General features: G+C 65.5%; 18 protein-coding genes. 15 read left to right on the top strand and 3 right to left on the bottom strand.

Going from position 1 to position 23,393, the window contains the following annotated elements; translation table 11 throughout:
* Position 1 precedes the first annotated feature (1 nt).
* Complete coding sequence (locus DVB37_RS27675) at positions 2-2,389, bottom strand: type VI secretion system Vgr family protein (protein ID WP_120157320.1); 2,388 nt, start codon at positions 2,387-2,389, stop codon at positions 2-4.
* A gap of 546 nt (positions 2,390-2,935) precedes the next feature.
* On the opposite strand from DVB37_RS27675, the gene tssA reads away from it, so the two are divergent.
* The 10 genes from tssA (at position 2,936) to tssH (ending at position 14,497) form a co-directional block, all read left to right on the top strand.
* Complete coding sequence (gene tssA / locus DVB37_RS27670; RefSeq protein ID WP_120157319.1) at positions 2,936-4,045, top strand: type VI secretion system protein TssA; 1,110 nt, start codon at positions 2,936-2,938, stop codon at positions 4,043-4,045.
* A 41-nt stretch (positions 4,046-4,086) separates the two neighbouring features.
* Positions 4,087-4,635, top strand: coding sequence for a type VI secretion system contractile sheath small subunit (tssB, locus tag DVB37_RS27665; RefSeq protein WP_046807434.1), 549 nt, complete (start codon positions 4,087-4,089; stop codon positions 4,633-4,635).
* A 31-nt stretch (positions 4,636-4,666) separates the two neighbouring features.
* Positions 4,667-6,169, top strand: coding sequence for a type VI secretion system contractile sheath large subunit (gene tssC / locus DVB37_RS27660; protein WP_046807433.1), 1,503 nt, complete (start codon positions 4,667-4,669; stop codon positions 6,167-6,169).
* A 50-nt stretch (positions 6,170-6,219) separates the two neighbouring features.
* Entirely contained in the window at positions 6,220-6,705 is a 486-nt protein-coding gene (locus tag DVB37_RS27655) for a type VI secretion system tube protein Hcp (RefSeq protein WP_046807432.1), read from the top strand.
* A 12-nt stretch (positions 6,706-6,717) separates the two neighbouring features.
* The gene (locus tag DVB37_RS27650) at positions 6,718-7,572 is read left to right on the top strand and encodes a type VI secretion system accessory protein TagJ (RefSeq protein WP_120157318.1); all 855 of its coding nucleotides are present in this window, start codon (positions 6,718-6,720) and stop codon (positions 7,570-7,572) included.
* A gap of 92 nt (positions 7,573-7,664) precedes the next feature.
* Positions 7,665-8,159, top strand: coding sequence for a type VI secretion system baseplate subunit TssE (gene tssE / locus DVB37_RS27645; protein WP_120157674.1), 495 nt, complete (start codon positions 7,665-7,667; stop codon positions 8,157-8,159).
* Positions 8,159-10,099 (top strand): type VI secretion system baseplate subunit TssF, encoded by a 1,941-nt coding sequence (gene tssF / locus DVB37_RS27640; protein WP_120157317.1) that lies wholly within the window; start codon positions 8,159-8,161, stop codon positions 10,097-10,099. The genes tssE and tssF overlap by 1 nt, the downstream gene beginning before the upstream one ends.
* 29 nt (positions 10,100-10,128) lie before the next feature.
* Complete coding sequence (locus DVB37_RS27635) at positions 10,129-10,785, top strand: DUF3540 domain-containing protein (protein ID WP_046802892.1); 657 nt, start codon at positions 10,129-10,131, stop codon at positions 10,783-10,785.
* Positions 10,786-10,789: 4 nt separating this feature from the next.
* On the top strand, positions 10,790-11,857 hold the full coding sequence (gene tssG, locus DVB37_RS27630) for a type VI secretion system baseplate subunit TssG (RefSeq protein WP_120157316.1): 1,068 nt from the start codon (positions 10,790-10,792) through the stop codon (positions 11,855-11,857).
* A 15-nt stretch (positions 11,858-11,872) separates the two neighbouring features.
* Positions 11,873-14,497: a type VI secretion system ATPase TssH gene (gene tssH / locus DVB37_RS27625; protein WP_120157315.1), complete on the top strand. Its 2,625-nt coding sequence runs from the start codon at positions 11,873-11,875 to the stop codon at positions 14,495-14,497.
* A 4-nt stretch (positions 14,498-14,501) separates the two neighbouring features.
* Here tssH and DVB37_RS27620 read toward each other — a convergent pair whose 3' ends face one another.
* Both DVB37_RS27620 and DVB37_RS27615 read right to left on the bottom strand, forming a co-directional pair.
* Positions 14,502-15,275 carry an FHA domain-containing protein gene (locus DVB37_RS27620; RefSeq protein ID WP_120157314.1) on the bottom strand — a complete coding sequence of 258 codons (774 nt, stop codon included), beginning with the start codon at positions 15,273-15,275 and terminating at the stop codon, positions 14,502-14,504.
* Between the two features lie 27 nt (positions 15,276-15,302).
* Entirely contained in the window at positions 15,303-15,674 is a 372-nt protein-coding gene (locus DVB37_RS27615) for a TssQ family T6SS-associated lipoprotein (RefSeq protein WP_120157313.1), read from the bottom strand.
* A gap of 119 nt (positions 15,675-15,793) precedes the next feature.
* Here DVB37_RS27615 and tssJ point away from each other — a divergent pair, with 119 nt between their 5' ends.
* From tssJ to tagF, 5 genes are read left to right on the top strand one after another with little or no spacing between them, the layout of a single operon-like run.
* Positions 15,794-16,363 carry a type VI secretion system lipoprotein TssJ gene (gene tssJ / locus DVB37_RS27610; protein WP_120157312.1) on the top strand — a complete coding sequence of 190 codons (570 nt, stop codon included), beginning with the start codon at positions 15,794-15,796 and terminating at the stop codon, positions 16,361-16,363.
* A 35-nt stretch (positions 16,364-16,398) separates the two neighbouring features.
* The gene (tssK, locus tag DVB37_RS27605) at positions 16,399-17,733 is read left to right on the top strand and encodes a type VI secretion system baseplate subunit TssK (protein WP_120157311.1); all 1,335 of its coding nucleotides are present in this window, start codon (positions 16,399-16,401) and stop codon (positions 17,731-17,733) included.
* A 14-nt stretch (positions 17,734-17,747) separates the two neighbouring features.
* Positions 17,748-19,040, top strand: coding sequence for a DotU family type VI secretion system protein (locus tag DVB37_RS27600; RefSeq protein ID WP_046802899.1), 1,293 nt, complete (start codon positions 17,748-17,750; stop codon positions 19,038-19,040).
* The gene (gene tssM, locus DVB37_RS27595; RefSeq protein WP_120157310.1) at positions 19,037-22,663 is read left to right on the top strand and encodes a type VI secretion system membrane subunit TssM; all 3,627 of its coding nucleotides are present in this window, start codon (positions 19,037-19,039) and stop codon (positions 22,661-22,663) included. The genes DVB37_RS27600 and tssM overlap by 4 nt, the downstream gene beginning before the upstream one ends.
* A gap of 13 nt (positions 22,664-22,676) precedes the next feature.
* A complete protein-coding gene (tagF, locus tag DVB37_RS27590; protein WP_120157309.1) occupies positions 22,677-23,393 on the top strand; it encodes a type VI secretion system-associated protein TagF in 717 nt (238 codons plus the stop codon).

The raw sequence follows: 23,393 nt of genomic DNA, 5'->3' as shown, positions 1-23,393 counted from the left end.
CTCAAATGATGGACCACAGGCCGACCATGGATGCGCCCAGGCCGACCTGCTCGGCCTTCTGAAGGTCGAACGCGTAGCTGGACCCGGTCGTGCGGTACGACACCAACTGGCCAATACTGCTGACCGCCGCGTAGTTCGTGAACGACAGGTTCAGCATGACGGTGGTGCGGAACAATGCCATTCGATGCATCCCGAATTCGGCCTTGGCCACCGCCAGGCCGATCGAGAACGGTGTGGCCTGCAACCAGCTTTCCTTGGACAAATCCTTCACGTTGGCAGCGTCCATCACCACGTCGGCCGGCGTTTGCAGCGTGATGTTGCCCTGGGCCTTGACCATCACCGTCGAGCCTTCCGATTCGATGTGCGCCTTGCCTTTGGATTTGATGTCCATCGTGGCGGTTTCGGACTGCACCAACATCGCCGTCTTGGCCTTCACGTCCATGTTTGCATCGGTGGACAGCACCTCGACCTTGCCCTTGGCCTTTTCAGTCAGCGTGCCGTCCTTGACGTGATGCAGCGAGTTGCCGCCGGTGACGTTGACCTCCTGGCCCGTCTTCAAGGTCTCCTTGAACAGCCCCGTGATCTCGCGTTCTTCGCCCTTGGCGGCCACGGTGGTCTTCAAGCCGTTGTCGAACTTCTCATCCATCAGGCCGTCTTTCACGTTGACGGTGCGCGAGGCCTTGACGGTGTATTCCTCGTGCCCCGTGACGTACACGTCGCGGCGCTTGCCGACTTTCAAGTTGTCGGTGCCGGTGACGTTGATGTCGCGAAAGCCGCCTATCTTGGTGGTGTCGTTCTGGCCGATGGTGGTGTTGCGGTTCAGGTCGGTCGAGTGCGTCTCGTTGGCTTCGACCTCGGTGCACAGCTCGCGCTCTGCGTGCAGCCAGATGCGCTCGCAGCCGCTTTTATCTTCGAACATCAACGCGTTCGCGGTGGCCGGCGTACCGCTTTTTGAGCGGCTAAGAAAGCCGCTTTGCGTGGCATTGTCGGGCAGGTCCCACGGCGGCAGGTTGTTCGCATTGAACACGCGCCCGATCACGATGGGGCGGTCGGGTTGGCCGCCAATGAAATCCACGATGACCTCGTCGCGCACACGCGGCAATTGGATGCCGCCAAAGCCGCCGCCCGCCCAGGGGCTCGACACGCGCACCCAGCACGAACTGTTCTCGTCCTTCTTGCCATAGCGGTCCCAGTGAAACTGCACTTTGACGCGGCCCATCTTGTCGGTCCAGATTTCCTCGCCCTGTTTACCGACTACCGTTGCCGTCTGCGGCCCGTGGGTGCGGGGGATCGGCGTGACGCGCGGGGCGCGAAACTGCGTGCTGGAGGGCAGCACCACGAATTCCAGATCGAAATCGCCGGGGTCTATCTGACCGCTTGCGTAGCCCGTTTCGCGAATGCGGTAGTAGGTGCTGACGACAAGATACTCGCGGTTTTCCGCTTGCCGTGGATGATTGCGCAGCGTGAACAGATGCCCGGTCGACAGCCCGCGCGCATTGGATGCGCCGGTGCTTTGTTCCTGTCGGCATTGCAGGTCTTGCAGCCGCACGCGCGTGTAATGCTCGGCATCGTCCGGGTTGGTGTAGCCGCCTTGCCATTCGTACATTTCCAGGTCGCCGTGGTCATAGGCGCCCGGGTTGTTGCGCCGCGCTTCCAGACTGGCAGCGGGCGTCAGCGGGTGGTAATCCGTGGTGGCGAAGGCGCCCGGCGTGATCTGCTCGGCCACTTCCCATTTGTGGATGTAGTCTTCGCGCGGCACCGTGATGCGGTCGGGGCCGTAATACGGAATCTTTTCGTAGTCGGCAACCGGTTCGTGCTGCGTGATGTCGTCGGTCAGCACCAGCGTGTGCTTGCCGTTGTCGTGCTTGAACCAGAAATAGATGCCCTCGTGTTCCATCAGCCGACAGATGAAGGCGTAGTCGGTTTCCTGGTACTGCACGCAGTATTCCCAGTTGCGATAGGTCTCGGTCAGCTTGAACTCAACGGGGTAGCTGTAATCCTTGAGCACCTCGCGGATCACGTCGGGCACGTTCTTGTTCTGGAAGATCTTGTTGTCCGACGTTTGCGTCAGGTACCACAGCCACGGGCGTACGGTGGCGCGGTAGATGGTGTAGCGGGACGTGTTGTTCTCACGGCCCACCAGCACGCAGCGGGTGATGTGTCCGCTGAGATAGCGCGGCGCGCCCGGCGTGGTTTCGATTTCAAGCGTCAGCGGTTTGCCAAGCAGCGACTTCATGTCCAGCGAATAGGACTCCGAGACCAGCTCAACCTCGAACTCAAATAGCTGCGACAGGCTTTCGGCGCCGTGCATGCCGCGAAATTTCAATTGCTCGGGCGGCAGGGGCGTATGCGCCTTGACGACGCGTTCGCTTGGCACGTTGCGGTCCATCTCATCGTCTCCTTATGAGAATTCAACTGCTGCTGCTGCTGCTGCTGCGCTTGCTGGGTTGGGATGCACCGGACGCGCAAACGGCGCGCGTCGTAACGACTGCAATGGGATGGCCGGCCACACTGGGGCCGCTTGCAAAGGGCGGGCGCCGCCGTGCAAAAAGCGTAAAGCGAAAAACGCCGATGCCGGGGACGTCTGTCTCGTGAATCTGTTTACGCGCCGGTCTGCTGCCAGCGTGAGCGCCGATTGTAGGCACCGCGCAAAGCGGGTACGAAGCGCGATCACATGCTTTTGTGTTTTTTACGCTTCCGTAACAACACTTGCAGGTTGGCCCGTATCACGTAAGGAATATGTCAAAACATCAACGTAGCAGGGCGAGAAGTGTGCATTTGTTTAGTGGCTTGTTAGGTTTCTGTAAGAAAAATCTGAAGTTGTGAGTTGTCCGTTGCATACAGAAAGACCTGCCTAGAATTCTCCCTTCCGTGAAGCAGCGCGGAGCGTAGTGGTTGGTTCCAGGCAGCATCCCCAGGCATCTAAGCAATGACTATGGACTTCGCCGATATCCTCAATACACTCGATTCACGTCTGCCCTGCGGGGAAGACCTCGAATACGACGCTGACTTTCTGCAGTTGCAGCAAGCCGCGGCCGGCCGGGACGAACAGCAGTTCGGCTCGACCATCATCGCTGCGCAGCCGCCCGACTGGCGCGAGGTCGAACGCCTGGCCCGTGCCTTGCTTGAGCGCACGCGAGACCTGCGCGTGATCAGCCTGTTGACCTGTGCCTGGACCGAGATCCGCGGGATACCCGGCTACGCGGACGGTCTGGCGCTGGCCGTCGACACCCTTGAACGCTATTGGGAACCCGTGCATCCGCGCCTGGATAGCGTGGGCGAGGACGACCCCATGCCGCGCATGAACGCCTTGGCCGCGTTCGGCGATATGCAGGGCTGCGCGCGCAGCGTGCGCTCGGCCAGCCTGGTCAATGGTGTGCATGGGCAGCTCTCGCTGCGTGATACCGAGGCGCTGCTGGATGGCAGCCGCCAGGACGCCGACTGCTATCCGGGAGGCCGTCCCCGTGTGGTGGCGCGCCTGCGTGAGGCCTGGGCGCAACGCGACGCCGATGTGCTGGCGCTGGCCGCCGCATGCGATGCGTTGCGACGCATCCAGAAGTTGGTGACGGACAAACTGGGCGCCACGTGGACGCCGGATTACAGCGCAGTCTTGCGCACGTTGAACGTTGTGTTGGACGCCGCGCGCGACGGTCAGCAGACCTCTGCGGACGCGTCTGGAATGGCTGCCGAGGCGCACACGACCAGCGCCGGCAGCGGCCATGGGCCTGGCGCGCAGCAAGGCGATCATCAAGACGAAGCCGGGCAGTCGGCGGACACAGCGCGGGGCCTTGCCGCCACGCATGCCGGCGTGCGCTGGCAGGACGCCCGCATCCAGTCGCGCGATGACGCCATGGCCATGTTGAGCAAGGTGTGCGCGTACTTCGAAGCCAACGAGCCCGGGCATCCGGCGCCGTATCTCATTCGACGCACCCAACAGCTTATTCCGTTGAGCTTTCACGACATCATCAAGAACCTGGCGCCCCAGGGCCTCGAGCAATTCGAGGCCTGGCTGCCGCGTGACACCGACAGCCGGCCGGATTCGTAGCGCGGCGCAGCCCCCAGAGACCAACAAGAGGAGACAACACCATGGCGACCAGCCTGAAAGGAAGCGGCCAGAAGTTCATCGCCAGAAACCGCGCGCCGCGTGTCCAGATCGAGTACGACGTGGAGATCTACGGCGCCGAGCGCAAAATCCAGCTGCCCTTTGTGATGGGCGTGCTGGCCGACCTGGCCGGCAAGTCCGAAACGCCCCAGCCGGAAGTGGGCGAGCGCAAGTTCCTGGATATCGATATCGACAACTTCGATGAACGCATGCGCTCGATCCAACCGCGCGCGGCATTCCAGGTCGAGAACACGCTGACCGGCGAAGGCAACTTGAACGTGGACATCACGTTCGAGAGCATCGATGACTTTTCGCCGGCCACCGTTGCCAAGAAGGTTGGCGCGCTGAACGAGCTGTTAAGCGCACGGACCCAGCTGGCCAACCTGCTGACCTACATGGACGGCAAGACGGGCGCCGAGGAACTGATCGGCAACGTGCTCAAGAACCCGGCGCTGATGAACGCGCTAGCGGCGGCGCCCAAGCCGGAAGCCCCACCCGCATCCGACCCCGCCGGCACGGACCCGGCCGCCTAGTTTCCGCTGGAATCGCTTTTCGGAGAATGCCATGACCGCAGTGGCCAAACGCGCCGACGCGCGCGCTGTCGATACCCTGGAAGCCGACGACCTGTCCGCGCTCCTGAAGAAAGAATTCAAACCCAAGACCGAGCAGGCGCGCGAGGCGGTGGAACACGCCGTGCGCACCCTGGCGCATCAGGCGCTTGAGAACAGCGGCGTCGGCCTGTCGTCCGACGCCTACCGCACCATCCAGGCGATCATCGCCGAGATTGATCGCAAGCTGTCCGAGCAGATCAACCGCGTGATGCACCATCCCGAATTCCAACAGCTGGAAGGCGCGTGGCGGGGCCTGCATTACCTGGTCACCAACACCGAAACCGACGAGCTGTTGAAGATCCGCGTGATGAGTATTTCCAAGGCGGAACTGGGGCGCACGCTCAAGCGCCACAAGGGCGTGGGCTGGGACCAAAGCCCCATCTTCAAGCGCGTGTATGAAGAAGAGTATGGCCAATTCGGCGGCGAGCCGATCGGCTGCCTGGTGGGCGATTACCACTTCGACCACAGCCCGCCGGATGTGGAGCTGCTGGGTGAGATCGCCAAGATCTCATCCGCCGCGCATTGCCCCTTCATTGCGGGTGCATCGCCCAATGTGATGCAGATGGATTCGTGGCAGGAGCTGGCCAACCCGCGCGACCTGACCAAGATCTTCACCAACACCGAATACGCCGCGTGGCGCAGCCTGCGCGAGTCCGAGGATTCGCGCTATATCGGGCTGGCGATGCCGCGCTTTCTGGCACGCCTGCCGTATGGCGCGCGCACGAATCCGGTGGATGAATTCGACTTTGAAGAAGACACCGACGGCGCCAACCACGACCGCTACACCTGGGCCAACTCGGCGTATGCGATGGCGGCAAACGTGAACCGCTCGTTCAAGTTGTACGGCTGGTGCACGTCGATCCGGGGCGTGGAGTCTGGCGGCGCGGTGGAAAACCTGCCGTGCCACAGTTTTCCCAGCGATGACGGCGGCGTGGACATGAAGTGCCCGACGGAAATCGCGATCAGCGATCGGCGCGAGGCCGAGCTGGCCAAGAACGGCTTCATGCCGCTGGTGCATCGCAAGAATTCCGACTTCGCTGCCTTCATCGGCGCGCAGTCGCTGCAAAAGCCACACGAGTACTACGAGGCCGACGCATCGGCCAATGCCAAGCTGGCCGCGCGCCTGCCGTACCTGTTTGCGTGCTGCCGGTTTGCGCATTACCTGAAGTGCATCGTGCGCGACAAGATCGGCTCATTCCGCGAACGCGACGACATGGAGCGTTGGCTGAACGACTGGATCATGAATTACGTGGATGGTGACCCGGTGAACTCGTCGCAGGAAACCAAGGCGCGCAAGCCCTTGGCGGCGGCCGAGGTGCAGGTGCAGGAAATCGAAGACAACCCGGGCTATTACTCCGCCAAGTTTTTCCTGCGGCCGCACTATCAGTTGGAAGGGCTGACGGTGTCGCTGCGGTTGGTGTCCAAGCTGCCTTCGCTCAAGCAGAACGAAGGCTGAGCGTCAGACAAGATGGGCGCAGCCGCGCCCGATAACTTCAGGAGACAGATGTGGCTGTGGATATGTTCATGAAAATCGATGGCGCCAACGGTGAATCCAAAGACGCCAACCATAAGGACTGGACGGATATCGTGTCCTTCTCGTGGGGCGCGACGCAGCCGGGCAACCTGGCCAGCGGCGGCGGCCTGGGGGCCGGCAAGGCAAGCTTCAACGACCTGCACGTGGTGGCGCGCATCGACAAGGCGTCGCCCGCCGTGATGAAGCACTGCGCCAGCGGCAAGCACCTGGGCAAGATCGAGCTGTCGCTTTGCAAGGCGGGCGGCGAGCAGATCGAATATTCCAAGATCACGCTGGAAGACGTGCTGGTGTCCTCGGTGCAGATCTCTGGTGACCGCAGCGCCGAGGGCGTGGTGGTGAACTACGCTTTCCAGGCGGCCAAGGTCAAGCAGCAGTACTGGGAACAGACGGAGAAGGGCGGCAAGGGAGCTGAAAGCCTGGTGGCTTGGGACATCAAGCAGAACAAGGAAGTCGGCTAGGGCGGGGCCACGATGTCTATGGTTGCCGTTCCATTCGGCGCGATCAGCCTGTCCGGCCAGCTGGACGAAGTGCAGGCGCAGATTCGCCGCCGACCGGCTGATGCGGACTTGCGCGCGCAACTGTTCCAACTGTTGGTGGTGCAGGGAGACTGGGCTCGTGCCGCTGAACAGCTCAGCGTGTGTGGCGCGCTGAGTGCGCAGGCGCGGCCGACGGTCGCGCTGTATGCCAGCGCCATCGCGGCGGAGCGCGAGCGCGAGGCGGTGCTGGCGGGCGACGGCGAGCCCGTCATGTTGAGCGAGCCTGATGCGTGGATGCAGGCCCTGCTGTCGGCGCTGCATCGGGACGGGCAGGGTCCGAAGGACGAGGTCGCCGAGCAGCGTTCCCGCGCCCTGCAGGACGCCGATGCGCGCGGGGGCACCGTGCAAGGCGTTATGCAGGGGGTTGGGCGAGGGGGTGTGCAGGGGGTGGGGCAGGATACCCCACTGCCGTTCCAGTGGATGTGCGACGGCGACAGCCGCCTGGGGCCGGTGTTCGAGTTCCTGGGCGCGGGGCGCTACGTGTGGCTGCCCTTCACGGCGCTTAAATGCTTGCGCCTGCTGGCCCCCGAGGGGCTGTGCGATCTGGTGTGGTCGCGCGCCGAGATCGAACTGGTGGGCGGCCGTACGCTGCAAGGCCTGGTGCCGGCCCGTTACCCGCCGGCGCCGGGCGCACGCATGATCGACCAGCCCGATCCCGTCAAGCTGGGGCGCGTGACGGAGTGGCGGCCGTTGTATGCCGACACCTACGCGGGCGTGGGCCAGAAGATGTGGCTGACCGACGCGGGCGAGTTCGCACTGCTGGACCTGCGCAGCGTGGAGTTCGCGTGATGGGCCACGCCGACGACACCGCCCGCTGGAAGCCGGCCGTGCAAGGCTCGCAGAGCGCGCAAAGTGCGCCTGCCGAGCGTACGCGGCGCGCCATGCGGGATCGCCTGCAGCCGTCGTTGCTGGACCGCTTGATGGACAACGACCCCACGCGTCGCGAAGAACCTCGCGACAGCGCCATGCTCACGCATGAGCAGCTGCGCGCGGCGGTGTTGCGGGATCTGCGCTGGCTGCTCAATACCGTTAACTTGCAGACCTCGCAGGACTTGTCGGCGCATCGTCAGGTTGCCACATCGACCGTGAATTTCGGCGTGCGCGCGATGGCCGGCAAGCGTATGTCGGAGATCGACTGGATCGACGTCGAAGAGTCCATACGCGATGCGATATCCGCGTTTGAGCCGCGCATCCTGGATTCCTCGGTCGAGGTGCGCTGCGTAACGGACACGGGCACGCTCGAACATCACAATGTGCTCAGCCTGGAGATACGGGGCATGCTGTGGTGCGTGCCACACCCGCTTGAGTTCCTGTTCCGTACCGACATCGATCTGGAAAGCGGCCACATGGATCTGCGCGATCTGGGTGGGCTCTGATGGACGCGCGCTTGCTGGACTACTACAACCGCGAGCTCGTGTATCTGCGTGAGCTGGGGGCGGAATTCGCGCAGGCGCATCCCAAGGTCGCGGGGCGGCTGGGCATGAACGCGACGGAAGTGGCCGACCCTTACGTCGAGCGCCTGCTGGAAGGCTTCAGCTTTCTGACGGCGCGCATCCAGATGAAGATGGACGCGGAGTTTCCGCGCTTCTCGCAGCGCTTGCTGGAAGTGGTGTACCCGAACTATCTGGCGCCCACGCCGTCGATGGCGATCGTGCAGTTTGCACCCAGCATGAACGAGGGCACCTTGGCTGGTGGCTTCGAATTGCCGCGCGGCACGCTGCTGCGCGGCCGTGTACCGCGTGGCGAGCAGACGCCGTGCGAATTCACGACCGGGCACGCCGTGCGCTTGTGGCCGCTGCAAGTCACTCACGCCGACTTCACCGCGGCTCCGCAAGACTTGCCGTTGGCGCGGCTGGGCCTTGGCGGCCGCGCCGCGCGCGTGTTGAGCGCATTGCGCATACGGATCGAAATCGGCGGCGGGCAGCGGCTGGAAGACCTGGACCTGGACCAACTGGTGTTCCATCTGCACGGGCAGGATTTGCAGATGCAGCGCCTGCTGGAAGTGCTGATGGGGCACACGGTGGCAGTGCTGGGCCACGACACGGCCCGGCCGGTGGCGTGGATCAACAAGCTGCCGGCAGACGCGGTGCGGCATGAAGGTTTTGCCGACGACCAGGCGCTGCTGCCGGGCGATGCGCGCGTATTCCAGGGCTATCGCTTGCTACAGGAGTACTTTGCCTTTGCGCAGCGCTATCTGTTCTTCAGCGTGAATGGCTTGAAGGCGGGATTGAAAACGGGGCCGAGGTCCGCATCGGATGCGGGCGCCGGCGGCGCGCTGCCGGTCTCATCCACCCCACGCGAGACCCGCGCATTCGATCTGACCTTCCTGTTCTCGGTGGCCGCCCCGGAAATGGAAGGCGCGATCTCCGCCGCCAATCTTGCGCTGCATTGCGCGCCCGTCATCAACCTGTTTCCCAAGCGCGCCGATCGAGTGGCGATCACGCCGCGCACGTCGGAATATCACGTGGTGGTGGATCGCAGCCGCCCGCTGGACTATGAAGTGTTCGGCGTGACGCGGGTCACCGGGCACGCGTCGGCGCAGCAACAAGAGCAGGAGTTCCGTCCGTTCTACGGGTCCTTGGGCAGCGATCCGGACGACTACGGCGCGTACTACTCCGTGCGCCGCGAGCCCCGGCTGATCTCGGACACCGCGCAGCGCAACGGCACGCGCACCGGCTACACCGGCAGTGAAGTGTTCCTGTCGCTGGTGGACCGCCACGAAGCGCCGTTCTCCGGCCAGCTGCGCCATGTGTCGCTGGAAACGCTATGCACCAATCGGGACCTGGCGATGCTGCTGCCGCTGGGCACCGACACCGACATGACGCTGCGCGTGTCGGCGCCCGTGCGCGCGGTGAAGGTGCTGCACGGCCCCACGCGCCCCTGTGCGGCGCTGGCCGAGAACGCCGCCACCTGGCACCTGATCAGCCACTTGGGGCTGAACTACCTGAGCCTGACGGACCTGGACACAGAGCAGGGTGCGCAAACGCTGCGCGAGATGCTGCACGTGTACGGCAACCTGGCCGATCCGGTGGTGCGCAAGCACATCTCCGGGCTGCGGCACGTCAGCGCCAAGCCCGTGTATCACCGCTTGCCGGTGCCGGGTCCCATCGTCCATGGGCGCGGCGTGCGCATCGCGCTGCAAGTGGACGAGGCGGCCTTCTCCGGCATCAGCCCGTATTTGTTTGGCGCCGTGCTTGAACAGTTTTTCGCGCGCCATGTGTCGATCAACATGATGTCGGAGCTGGTCCTGTCGACCCTGCAGCGCGGCGAAGTCGCCCGCTTCAAGCCCCGCATGGGACGCCGGCCCGCGGTCTAGGCAGGCACCCCCACGAACCGGAGCGCATGATGAAATCCGCCGCAAGCTTGAACCGAATTGCCTATGACCCGGTGCATTTACTGGGTGAGGTGCTGCATGTCGAAGCCGACGGCCGCTACGCCGTCGCGTGCGATGGCCGCACCTGGCTGGCGCGTCGCGCCGCCAGCTGCCTGCTGGCACCCCAGCCGGGTGATGAGGTGCTGATCAGCGGGCCGGACCCGTCGCGCGTGTATCTCATCGCGGTCACCGTGCAGGCGGTATCCGCCGGCACGGTGTTGGAGACCCAGGGTGATCTGGTGCTGCGCTCGCAGGGCGGCAACGTGCGCGTGGAAAGCGCGGGCGACGTGACCTTGCAAGGCCGGGACGCCGTGCACATCCGCACGCCCGAATATTCCGTGGACGCCGACGAAGAACGTCATGCCGCCAAACGCATTCGCATGGTGGCCGAACACCTGCACGCCACTATCGGCGAGACGCGGCTGGTCGGCCGCAACTACGAAGCGGTGCTGGACCGCATGACGCTCATGGCGCGCGTGTCCATGCGCAGCGTCAGTGACGTGGACCAGGTGCGTGCGGGCTCCATCGATTTCCAGGCCGAGCAAAGCGCGCGGCTGCATGCGTCATACACGCTGGTAACCGGCGCCGACCTGGTCAAGGTGGACGCCAAGCAGATTCACATGGGGTGACGGGATGGACGTCACGCATCCCGTCGCCGACGCGCAGTGGTGGCGTGCCCTGGAGCGCGAGCCCTACGCGCACGATCTGTTCCACGCCCTGCGCTGGATCGATGCGCATTGCGGCGCGCGCAAACCGCTGGGGCGCGATACCGTGGCGCGTTACGAGCCCGTGCGCTTGCGGCAAGAGCCGTCGATGGCGTTCGCACCGTCCACGGTGGCGCGCGTGCGGCCGGCGCAGAACGGCCGGCCGGCTGAAGTTTCCATCTATGGCTTCGGCCTGTTTGGCCCCAACGGCCCCTTGCCGCTGCACCTGACGGAGCATGCGCACGAACGCATGGCGCACTACGGCGACCGCACGCTGGCCGCCTTTGCCGATGTGTTCCATCACCGCCTGATCCTGTTGTTCTACCGCGCCTGGGCAGATGCGCAAAGCACGGTCAGCCTGGACCGCAAGGACGCGCGCTTCACGCGCTATGTGGCCAGCCTGTTGCATATGGGCGAGCCGTCGATGCAGCGGCGCGATGCCGTGCTGGATCATGCCAAGTACTTCATGGCGGGGCACCTGGTGCGCCAGACCCGCAACCCCGAAGGGCTCAAGCACATCCTGCAAGCGTTCTTCGGCCTGCCGGTGCGCATCCGCGAATTCGTGCCGCAATGGATACGCCTGGAGCCCGAGCAGCGGCTTGGGCTGGGCAGCCCGATGGGCTTGGGGCGCGACTCGGTGCTGGGCGTGGCGGTGCGCGATGCCCAGCACAAGTTCCGCATCGAGGTCGGTCCGTTGACGTTCGACGATTACCAGAGCTTCCTGCCGGGCGGCTTGCGCGCGCGGCAGCTGACGCATTGGGTCAGGCATTACATCGGCGTGGAACTGGCGTGGGACGTGCGCCCGGTGTTGCGCGCCGATGAGGCCGGCGGCGTGCGCCTGGGCGGGCAGCGGCCGCTGGGCCTGTCGGCGTGGCTGGGAAGGCGCCGGCCCGCGCAGGGCGACGCCGACGATTTGCTGCTGGACTATGAACGCCGCGAACAGACGCCGGCACGTGGCCGCTTGCAGGCCCAACCTTCCAGGACACCGCGCGCTTGATCGCGCCATGACGCCATGTCGGATATCGGTCGCATCGAACTGTTCGGAAAGCTTAATCCGCTGCTCTACCAGGCGCTGGAAGGCGCAACGGCGTTCTGCAAGCTGCGCGGCAATCCTTACGTGGAGCTGGTGCATTGGGTGCATCAGATTCTGCACGCGCAGGATAGCGATGTGCACCGTATTGCGCGCGCGTTCGAACTGGACCTGGGGCAGTTGCAGGCCGACCTGACGGCAGAGCTTGATCGGCTGCCGGCCGGCGCCGGATCGGTGTCCGATCTGTCGGAACACATTGATCACGCCGTCGAACGCGCGTGGGTGCTGGGCTCGCTGCGTTATGGCGCCGCGCGCATTCGCAGCGGCCATCTGTTGGCGGGCCTGGTCCGGACGTACGCGCTGCGTCATGTGCTGCTGGGCATGTCGCCGCAGTTTGCGCGCATCGTGCCCGACAAGCTGCTTGAGCAGATGGACGAGATGGTGCAGGGGTCGCCGGAAGGCGTCACTGCGACGACCGCCGCCGGCGACGACGCGCAGGCGCCGCGCAAGGACCTGGCCGCGTTGGAGCGGTTTGCCGTTGACCTCACCGCCAAGGCTCGCGCGGGCGAGATCGACCCGGTGTCGGGGCGCGACGAAGAAATCCGCCAGATCGTCGATGTGTTGATGCGTCGGCGACAGAACAATCCACTGCTGACGGGCGAGGCCGGCGTGGGCAAGACCGCCGTCGTGGAAGGTCTGGCACTGCGACTGGCCACGGGCGATGTACCGCCGCCCCTGCGCGACGTGTCTTTGTATCTGCTGGACATCGGGCTGCTGCAAGCCGGCGCGGGCGTAAAGGGCGAATTCGAGCAACGCCTGCGCAGCGTGATCGATCAGGTCCAGGCAAGCGACCGGCCCATCGTGCTGTTCATCGATGAGATCCACACGCTGGTGGGCGCGGGCGGCGCGGCGGGCACGGGGGACGCGGCCAACCTGCTCAAGCCCGCGTTGGCGCGCGGTCAGCTGCGCACCATCGGGGCGACCACGTGGTCGGAATACAAGAAGCACATTGAAAAGGACCCCGCGCTGACCCGCCGTTTTCAGGTGGTTCAAGTGCACGAGCCGGACGAGGTGCGCGCGTTTGACATGCTGCGCGGCCTGGCCGAAACCTTGCAGGCGCATCACGGCGTACTGCTGCTGGACGAGGCCATCACGGCGGCGGTGAGCTTGTCGCATCGCTACATTCCCGCGCGCCAATTGCCCGACAAGGCGGTGGCGTTGCTGGACACCGCGTGCGCGCGCGTGGCGATCAGTCAGCACGCCGTGCCGCCCGCGCTGGAGGATGCACGCCGACGCATCCAGGCGCTGGAAACGGCGCTGCGCATTGCCCGGCATGAAACACATCTTGGCGCGGGCGACGCGCAGCGCGTTGAACGCCTGGAGGCCGAACGGGCGCAAGCCGCGCAGGCGCAAGCCCAGCTGGCCGCCAGCTGGGAGGCCGAACGCGAGCTGGCCGCAAAGGTGCTCTCGCTGCGCGAAACCTTGAGCGCGCCGGCAACGGCGGGCGTTGACCACGCGTCGACACGGCAGGCGCTGGCGGGCGCCGCACAGGCACTGGCGGGCGGCCAGGGCGAGGCGCCGATGATACACACCGCCGTAGACGCGGCGGCGGTGGCGGCCGTGGTGGCCGACTGGACCGGCATCCCCGTGGGCCGCATGGTGCGCGACGAGGCACACGCCGTACTGGCGCTGGCGGACACGCTGGAAAAGCGCGTGATCGGCCAGCGCGACGCCCTGGAAGCCGTGGCGCGCCGTATCCAGACATCACGGGCCGGTCTGACCGACCCGGCCAAGCCGGTGGGCGTGTTCCTGCTTTGTGGGCCCAGCGGGGTCGGCAAGACCGAAACCGCGCTGGCCCTGGCCGAAGCGCTGTATGGCGGCGAACAGAACCTGATCACCATCAACATGAGCGAATTCCAGGAGTCGCACACCGTCTCCACCCTCAAGGGTGCGCCGCCGGGTTACGTGGGCTATGGCGAAGGCGGCGTGTTGACCGAAGCCGTGCGCAGGCGGCCGTATTGCGTGGTGCTGCTGGACGAGGTCGAGAAGGCGCACCCCGACGTGCACGAGATTTTCTTCCAGGTCTTTGACAAGGGCTGGATGGAAGACGGCGAGGGCCGCTACATCGACTTTCGCAATGCGGTCATCATCCTGACGTCCAACGTCGGCACCGAGCGCATTGCCACGCTGTGCCGCGATCCCGCGTTGATGCCGGATGCCGAAGGGCTGGCGGCCGCGCTGCGCGAACCCCTGTTGCAGGCATTTCCGGCGGCGCTGTTGGGACGGCTGGTGGCGGTGCCCTATCTGCCGCTGTCGGACGACATGCTGGCGCGCATCGTGGCGTTGCAGTTTGACCGAGTACGCCGCCGTTTGCAGGAACACCACGACGTAGCGCTGGAGGTCACGCGGGAAGCAACGGCGCTGGCCGTGACGCGCTGCACGCAAGTCGAGTCAGGCGCGCGCATGGTTGACGCCATTCTTACCAACACGGTCCTGCCGCAAATCAGCCGCGATCTGCTGGGCGCGTCCATGCAGGGCCGCAAGCTGCAACGCGTGCGCCTGTCGGCCAATGGCGGGGAATTTCGCTATGACTATGACTACGCGTGAATCGCTAGCGGTTGGTGTCGTCCGGCACTTTCTTCACGGACGCGGGCCGCATGAAGCTGCCGATTTCCCGCAAGTGGTCGGCGGCGGCGCGGCTATCCGTGGCATCGCGCGGACCGTGCAGGGCGTCGTCGACGGGATGGCGCCGATGGTCGGCCAGCGGGTCGTGGGCGGGCAGCGTGGACGGCGTGCCGTCGGCGAAGACGCTGGGCGAGCCCTCATGGGCTGCGTCGAACAACGCCAGGGGGTCGGTGACCGGGCGCGAGACGGACGCGTCGCCGCGTGGCAGGTGGCGCAGCGGGTCGTCGGGGTTGCGCGCGGCGGCGGAATCCAGATCGAAAGGGTGGGTGGATACGTCCGGGGCGCTGCCCACGGGCAAGGTGCCGGGGCCGATCAGGTCGCTGAAGATGTCTTCGATGGCCGGGGCGGCGGCCGGCTGGGCTTGGGCATCGGTTGCGGCGGACGCGGCCGAATCCGCTCGCAGGCGGTAGGTGCCTATTTCCAGTTCGTCGCCCGGCACCAAGGGCAGTTCCTGACCGCATTGAACGCGCTGCCCATTGATGCGCACGGTGCTCATGCTGCTCAAGTTCATCAGAAAGCCGGTGGTGTCCCCGTCGTGGACGCGCAGTACTGCCTGCACTCGGCAGATGTCGCCCGTGGGGTCGGGCAGGGCCAGCTGATTCTCGGGGCTGCGGCCCATTGTGCCGCCGGGCGCCCGGAATTCGGTCTGGATCGGAGCGAAAGCCGGATCGCCGGCATGTTGGAACACCGTGAGCTTCATGCCTTTCTCCTTGGCGTCGGCGGCGCGTCAGCGGGCCTGGGCTGCCTTGGCCGACTTGAAAACCGGGCCCCATTGGGGATGCCCTGCTTCGTTGGGCGCAAGGTCGAACGAGGGCTGCAATTGCAGGATGCGGGTGAAGCTGTCCTCGCAAAGCTGGTGGTAGCCGATGACGCAGTAGCTGAAGGCTTGCAGCTTCAAGGCCTCGACGCGCACGGGCACCGGCGCGGTGGCCAGGGCGTCGGACGTGGCCACGGTGCGCGCGACGTCACCGAAACGGCTGGCGGCGTATTCGTTGCGCACCTGCTGCAAGGCGTCGGCGGCTTGCGGGGACGGCGAGGAACTACAGGCCGCGAGCACCGCAAGAATGGCAATCAGGCTAAGACGAACGGGCTGTTTCATGGCGCGGGCGTGTCGATGCACAAGGAAAGTGGCTCGGTTGTTCCGCCGATGATAGCGGCCCGGCGCGTGGCGGTTGCGTCGTGGCGTAACAGACGTGTGTGTTTTATTTCCGAGGGCTTATGAACCGGTTTTCTTACGAGACAAGCTTGCCCAGGGGGCGTCCCCGGGGGCGTTGGCCGCGCGTCGCGGCATGTCTGGCGGCGGGGGCGCTGATCGTCGGATGTTCATCGACCGCCAAGCGCGTGCCCGCGCCTTACGCCATCGAACTGCGCGCGGACCCGAAGGTAAACGCCAGCGCCAGTGGCAGGCCCTCGCCGGTGCAGGTGACCATCTATGAATTGAAGTCGGCCAGCACCTTCCAGGCCAGCGACTTTTTCACTTTGCAGGCCGATGCGCGCGCGGCGCTGGGCACCGAGCTGCTCAACACCGAACAGGTCATCTTGCGGCCGGGGGATACGAAGGTGCTGCATTACCCCGGCAACGCGGACGCGCGCGTGGTGGGCGTGGTGGCCGCGTACCGGGATCTTGAGCAGAGCAAATGGCGTTTGCTGGTGTCGCTGCCCGAACCGCAGAACACGAACATCTACAAGGTATGGCAGTTTTCACCGAACGAGGAGACGGTGAAAGTGGCCGTGACGCGCGCTGGCCTGGAAGAGGTGGACCGCAGCCGTTCGTGGTGGCCTTTCTAGCAGCACAAATCAAACGATAACAAGAGAACCTGAGCATGGTGAGCAGAGACAAAGTGATCTGGTCGGAGGGCATGTTCCTGCGGCCGCAGCATTTCCAGCAGCTGGAGCGTCATGTGCTGCACGCGGCGACGCAGCGTGCGGTGGCGGCGCAAGGGTTCTTCTGGGGGTTTTCGCATCTGTCGGTGGACCGCGAAGCACTCGCGATCGGCAAGCTGGTGTTGACTGACGCGTCAGGCGTCATGCCCGACGGCACCCCGTTCGACTTTGCAGGTCCGGCCGCCGCACCCGCCGCGCTGGAGGTGCCGGCGCGGGCGCGCGACGCGCGCGTCATGTTGGCGATTCCCCGTACGCGTCCCGGCGCGACCGATGTTGTCTACGAAGGCGAAGAAGACACCCTGGCCCGCTATCTCGTGCACGAGGCCGATGTGCACGACACCGGCTCGGTGGCGCTGGAGCCCGCCCTGCTGCAACTGGGCCGCCTTCGACTGCGGCTGATGCTGGAAGACGAGCTCACCGACGATTGGCTGGGCCTGGGCGTTGCGCGCGTGGTGGAGCGCCGGCCCGACAACCGCATCGTGCTGGACGACGGCTACGTGGCGCCGTGGCTGGCGGCCGGCGAACACCCTGTGCTGCGCGGGTGGATCAACGAACTGTATGGCCTGCTGGGTGCGCGTAGCGAAGCCCTGGCCGCGCGGCTGTCGCAGCCCGGTCGTGGCGGCGTGTCCGAGGTCTCCGATTTCATGCTGCTGGAAACCGTCAACCGCTACGTCGGGGCGCTTTGGCATGCCCGCCAGAGCGCCGGCCAGCATCCCGAGCGGCTGTTCCACGACTGGTTGATGCTGGCCTGCGATCTGGCCACCTTCACGTCCACGACACGGCGTCCAGAGGTGTTGCCCGAGTACGTGCATGACGATCTGCAAAACACGTTCGCGCCGCTGATGCACGAGTTGCGCCGGTCGCTGTCGGCAGTGCTTGAGCAGCGCGCGTTGCAGATCCCGCTGCAAGACCGGGGCCAGGGCGTACGCGTGGCGCAGATTGCAGACGCCGAGCTGCTGCAAACCGCCGGCTTCGTGCTTGCGGTGCATGCGGACATGGGCACGGACACCGTGCGCGCGCGCTTTCCCGCGCAGGTCAAGATCGGCCCGGTCGAACGCATCCGCGATCTGGTGCACCTGCAACTTCCGGGCGTTGCGGTACGCGCACTGCCGGTGGCGCCGCGCCAGATTCCCTACAGCGCGGGGCATGTGTATTTCGAGCTGGATAAAAGCGGGGAGTTCTGGAAGCAGCTGGAGCGCACCGGCGCGCTGGCCTTGCATTTGGCGGGTGACTTCCCCGGCCTGACGATGGAGTTCTGGGCGTTGCGGGATTGAACGCGGAGACAGCTATGCATGCATCGGACCACACCCTGTCCGCCCCGCCAGGAAGCCTGGGCGACACACCCGGCCAGGCCTCCAGCCGGCTGCGGCCTCATGACTACGTCATCAGCGGCGCCAACCCGCTGGTGGCGGCGGCCAACCCCTTGTTGGACTTGATCCCGCAAATCCGCGCCACCGCGTCGCACCCGTCGCCCGCGATGCTGCGCGAGCACTTGCTGGACGAGATCCGTCAGTTTGAGTTGCGCGCACAGCAGGCGGGCATTCCCAACGAAACGATCCTGGGCGCGCGCTACTGCTTGTGCACCGCGCTGGACGAAGCCGCCGCGTTGACCCCGTGGGGCGGGGGCGGTGTGTGGTCGGCCCACAGTCTGCTGGTGACCTTTCACAACGAGACCTGGGGCGGCGAGAAATTCTTCCAGCTGCTGGCCAAGCTGTCGCAAAACCCGGCGCAACACCTGGACCTGCTTGAACTGCTGTATTACTGCCTGCTGCTGGGCTTTGAAGGCCGCTACCGCGTGATGGACAACGGCCGTTCGCAACTGGAAACGCTGCGCCAGCGCTTGCTGCGCATCCTGCGGGGGGCACGTGGGGAGTACGCGCTTGCGCTGTCGCCCCATTGGCGCGATGAGCCCGCGCAAACGCCGCTGCGGCGGTTGCCCGTGCCGCTGTGGGTCTTCGGCGCATTGGCTGCCGTGCTGGCGCTGGCTTTGTATTGGGGGTTGGGATGGCGGTTGGGCAGCCAGTCGGACGGCGTGTTTGCGTCCATCAGCCAGCTCAAGCCGCCTGTCGTGCAGATCGCCCCGGCGGTGGTGAAGCGGCCCGCGCCCGCGCCGCGCCTGGCGGTGTTCCTGGCGCCCGAAATCCGCGACCAGCTGGTCAGCGTGCGCGACGAGGTGGACCGCAGCGTGGTGGTGTTGCGCGGAGACGGCGTGTTCGAGTCCGGTGCCAGTTCCGTTCGCGATCAGTACCTGCCCGTGCTGTCGCGCGTGGCAGACGCGTTGCGCGAGACGCAGGGCAGCATTCTTGTGCGCGGGTACTCCGACAACATACCGATGCGCAGCGCGCGCTTTCCGTCCAACTGGCATCTGTCGCAGGCCCGCGCGGACGCCGTCAAAGACATGCTGGAACAACGCCTGGGGCAATCGGCTTCGGCGCGCGTCCGGGCGGAAGGGCGTGGGGATGCGGACCCGGTCGCACCCAACGATACGGCGGCAGGCCGCGCGCTGAACCGCCGCGTGGAAATCACGGTGCTGGTGCCGCCCACCCCGCATGAGGGCGATGCACAAGGAGGCAAAGAATGATCTACCGATTGTTCGGATGGTTCTTCAGCCGGCGTGTGTGGAATTTCCTGGGCCTGGTGGCGCTGGCGCTGCTGATCTGGATTGCGGGGCCGCTGATCGCGGTGGGTGCCGTGCGGCCGCTGGAAAGCCAGACGGTGCGCATCATCGTCATCGTGGCGATGTTTGCCATATGGCTGCTGCGCTGGGTGTGGCGCAAGTGGCGGGAAGGGCGCTTGAACGCGCAGTTACTCGGCCAGCTGCGTCCCCGGCCGCGCGCCGAAAAGGCCGTGCAAGACGTTGCCGAGAACGACGAGATCCGCCAGCTGGAAGCGCGGTTTGATGAAGCCGTCGAACTGCTGCGCAAGACGCGCTTTGAGAATCGCGGCAAGCGCCGTCCGCTGGATCGATTCTCGAAACAGTATCTGTACCAGCTGCCCTGGTACGTCATCATCGGCGCGCCGGGGGCGGGCAAGACGACGGCGCTGGTGAACTCGGGCTTGAACTTCCCGTTGGCCGAGCGCTACGGCAAGGTCGCCTTGCGCGGGGTGGGCGGCACGCTCAATTGCGATTGGTGGTTTACCGACGACGCGGTGCTGCTGGATACGGCGGGGCGCTACACCACCCACGAAAGCGACCCCACGGGCGACGAGGAAGAGTGGCGCGGCTTTCTTCGCCTGCTGACCAAGTACCGTGGCCGGCAGCCGATCAACGGCGCCATGTTGACGGTCAGTGTCGAAGACCTGTTGTCGGCATCCGATGCGCAGCGTGCGCAGCACGCGGCGGTGCTGCGGCGCCGCTTGCAGGAACTACGCGAGCAGCTGGGCATCGCGTTTCCTGTATACGTGCTGGTGACAAAGACGGATCTGTTGTCCGGCTTCGAAGAGTACTTTGCGTCGTTCAGCCGCGATGAGCTGGCGCAGGTGTGGGGCTTTACCTTGCCCTACGCGCGCACGCAGGAGCCTGACTTCGATTTGTACGACGCCTTCCATGCCGAGTACGCGCTGCTGCAACGGCGGCTGGATGACGCCTTGCCGGAAGTGGTGGCCGCCGAGGAAGACCCTGCGCGGCGCGCACTGGCCTACATGCTGCCGCAGCAATTTGCCGGGCTGCAAAACATCCTGGGCCATTTCCTTAGCGACGTGTTCGCCACGTCGAAGTTTGAAGCGCGCGTCATCCCGCGCGGCGTGTACTTCACCAGCGGCACGCAAGGGGGCGAAACCTTCGACCAGGTGACCGGCCATCTGAAGCGCTACCTGCGCATCGATGGTGCGCCCTCGCCCGCGCCCAGCGTGCCGGGCGAAGGCGAGGGCCGCAGCTACTTCCTGAAAAACCTGCTGCGCGACGTCATCTTTCGGGAAGCGGGCCTGGCAGGCCGTAACCTGCGTTGGGAACGCCGCTATCGGCAATTGCACTGGGCCGGTTACGGGCTGGTCACGGCGATGTTCGTGGCGCTGATTGCCGGCTGGGCATTGAGCTATCGCAACAACTCGGCCTATGTGGATGAAGTGGCGCGGCGCGTGCCGGCCGTGGAAAAGCTGACGCGCGACATCAAGATCACGCGCACGGGCGACCTGCTGGGCTTGATGCCGTTTCTGGACAGCCTTTGGTATCTGCCGCGCCACGAACGCTTTGAGATCGACTCGCCGCCACTGGCGTACCGCTTCGGGCTTTATCAGGGCTCCAAGCTGCAAGCGGCCGCGCAGGGCGTGTATGACAACACGCTGGATCAGGTGCTGTTGCCGCAGGTGGCGCGGCGCGTGGAAGCCGCGCTGCGGGATGCGTCGGCAAGCGACCTGGAGTATTCGTACGAGGCGTTGCGCGCCTATCTGATGTTGTACGAGGCCGACCGCTACGACGCCGAGTTCATGCATGCGTGGCTGTTGTCGGATATGCAATCGACGTTGCCTGACGGGTACACGCGCCGCCAGTACGAACAGTTGTCGCTGCATTTGCGCCACCTGACACAGGGTCACGTGCTGGCATCGCCTTTTCCGAAGGACGAGGCGCTGGTGGCGCAGGCGCGCGAGAAGCTGGCGCGCTATACGCTGGCGCAACGCGCCTACAGCCGCTTGCGCCGCACGCTTGCCAATACCGATATCGCGCCCGAGAACACCGCCGTGACCTTGGGCGGGGCACAGGCCAGCGCGGTGTTCGTGCGCAAGAGCGGCAAGCCGTTAAGCCAGGGCATCCCGTCGCTGTACAGCTATCGTGGCTATTGGGACGTGTTCAACAAACGCGTGTCCAGCGTGGCCGAGGTGCTGCGGTCGGACGATGCGTGGATCTTGAACATCCCGGCCCCCGGCATGTTGGACCAAGCGGCGCAGCGCCAATTGGTGGCGGGCATCAAGCGCCTGTACATGAATGATTATGTGGCGCAGTGGGATGGCTATCTGAACGACTTGCAGCTGGCGCCCAGCAAGTCGTTGCTACAAAACATCCAGATGGCGCGTACCTTGTCCGCGCCGGAATCACCGCTGGTGCAGTTGGTGCGCGGGGTCGCGCGCGAGACTTCCTTGCTGCGCGATTCGGCCAAGGACGAGCGGTCGCTGGTGGACCAGGCGCGCGATCGTGTCGGCAGCACGCGCGAGGCGTTGGAGCAGATGTTCGGCCCGACGGGGCCGGGTGCCGCCGCGCGCGCGGATGCGTCGGATGAAAAGCTGGAGCGCATCGTTGACCAGTACTTCGAGCCGTGGCGCCGGCTGGCGCAGAACGAAGGCGGGGCGGCAGGCGCCGCGCCGCCCATTGCCGCCACCACGGGGTTGATCAATGAGCTTTACACCTATCTGACGGCGGCGGACGCGGCACTGCGTAGCGGCAGCCCGACCCCGAGTTCCGATTCGGTGACCAAGCTGCGCGCCGAAGCCGGACGCCTGCCCGGCCCGTTGCGTGACGTGCTCAACGCCTTGTCGGTGAACGCGTCGGGCGAGGTGTCGGACGTGGCCCGCGCGCGCATGGGCGAGACGGTGTCGGCCACGATCGGCGTGTTCTGCGGGCAATCGGTGGCGGGCCGTTATCCGTTCTCCAGCCGCTCCACGCGTGACGTTGCCCCCAACGACATGGCCAGGTTATTCGGGCCGAACGGCATGATGGACGACTTTTTTCAGAAGAACCTGGCGACGCAGATCGACGTGTCCGGGCCGCGCTGGCGCTTCAAGCCCGGTGTCGATGGCCGCTCGGGGGGCAGCTCGGCCACGCTGGACGCGTTCCAGCGCGCGGGCGTCATCCGCGATGTGTACTTCATGGCGGGCAACCCCATGCCGTCGTACCGCGTGGCGATCCGGCCGGTGGAGATGGACGCGGGCATCACGCAGTTTGTGATGGACGTGGATGGCCAATCGGTGCGCTACGCGCATGGCCCGCAGGTGGCGACCACGGTGCAATGGCCCGGGCCGCGTGGCAGCAACCAGGTGCGTATCGAATTGACGCCGCAAGTCGGCGCGGCAGGCCTGACAACGTCGGGCCCATGGGCGCTGAATCGCATGCTGGACCGCGCGCAATTGCAACGCGGCCCCTCGCCGGAGATCACGTTGGCCACGTTCGACCTGGGCGGTCGCAAGGTGGTGTTGGAGATCACGGCCAGCAGCGTCAAAAGCCCTTTTCATCTAGCCGAGATGCAGGGTTTCGCCTGCCCCGGCGCGTCGTGACCAGGACATCGACATGGAGCTTGGAGTGGAGAACGGGCAGGTGGGCTGGTACGGAAAGATCCCGGCCGCGGGCGACTTCGTGCATCGGCGTCTGCCGCGTGAACTGATTGCGTGGTGGGACCACTGGTTGCAGTTCGGGCTGGTGGCGTTGAAGCAGGCGCCGGACGCGGCCGCGGCGCGCAGTTTTGCTTCGGCGCCTATCTGGAACTTTGCCATTCCGGCAGGGCCCGGCGCCGGCGTGGCGCAGCTGGGTTGCATCACCCCCAGCCGCGACCGCGTGGGGCGCGGGTATCCGCTGTGTGTCGTCGCGGCGCTGCCGCCCGCGCAATATCACAGCAGCATGCTGGATGGCGCCGGCGACTACTACCGTCAAGTGGGCTCCAGCATGTTGGCCGCCGTACGCCATGGCTGCGCGCCCGAACAGTTTGACCGCAGCCTTCAGCAAGTCCGCATGCCCACTGCCGCGCCCGGCCCTGCCGCGCCGCGAGGGGGCAACGACATCATGGACATCTTGCGGGCGGGGCTGGACGCGGAATCCGCGCCCTTGGCGCGCCGCGCGTTGAATGCGTGGCCCGATCTGCCGTTTTGCTTCAACCCCAGTTCGCACACGAGCTATTGGTGGACCAACCAGGCGGACGGCGCGGCGTTGCAAACCTATGTGCATGGCGGCGCGCTGAACGCCACGTTGTTCGCCAGGCTGTTCTCGTCCCTGCCCACGTGGCGGCCATGA

It is taken from the genome of Achromobacter sp. B7 (assembly GCF_003600685.1).
GTDB classification, from domain to species: Bacteria; Pseudomonadota; Gammaproteobacteria; order Burkholderiales; family Burkholderiaceae_B; genus Achromobacter; species Achromobacter spanius_B.
Note: the sequence above shows the minus strand (reverse complement) of the source record. Positions and strands in the feature narration are given on the sequence as shown.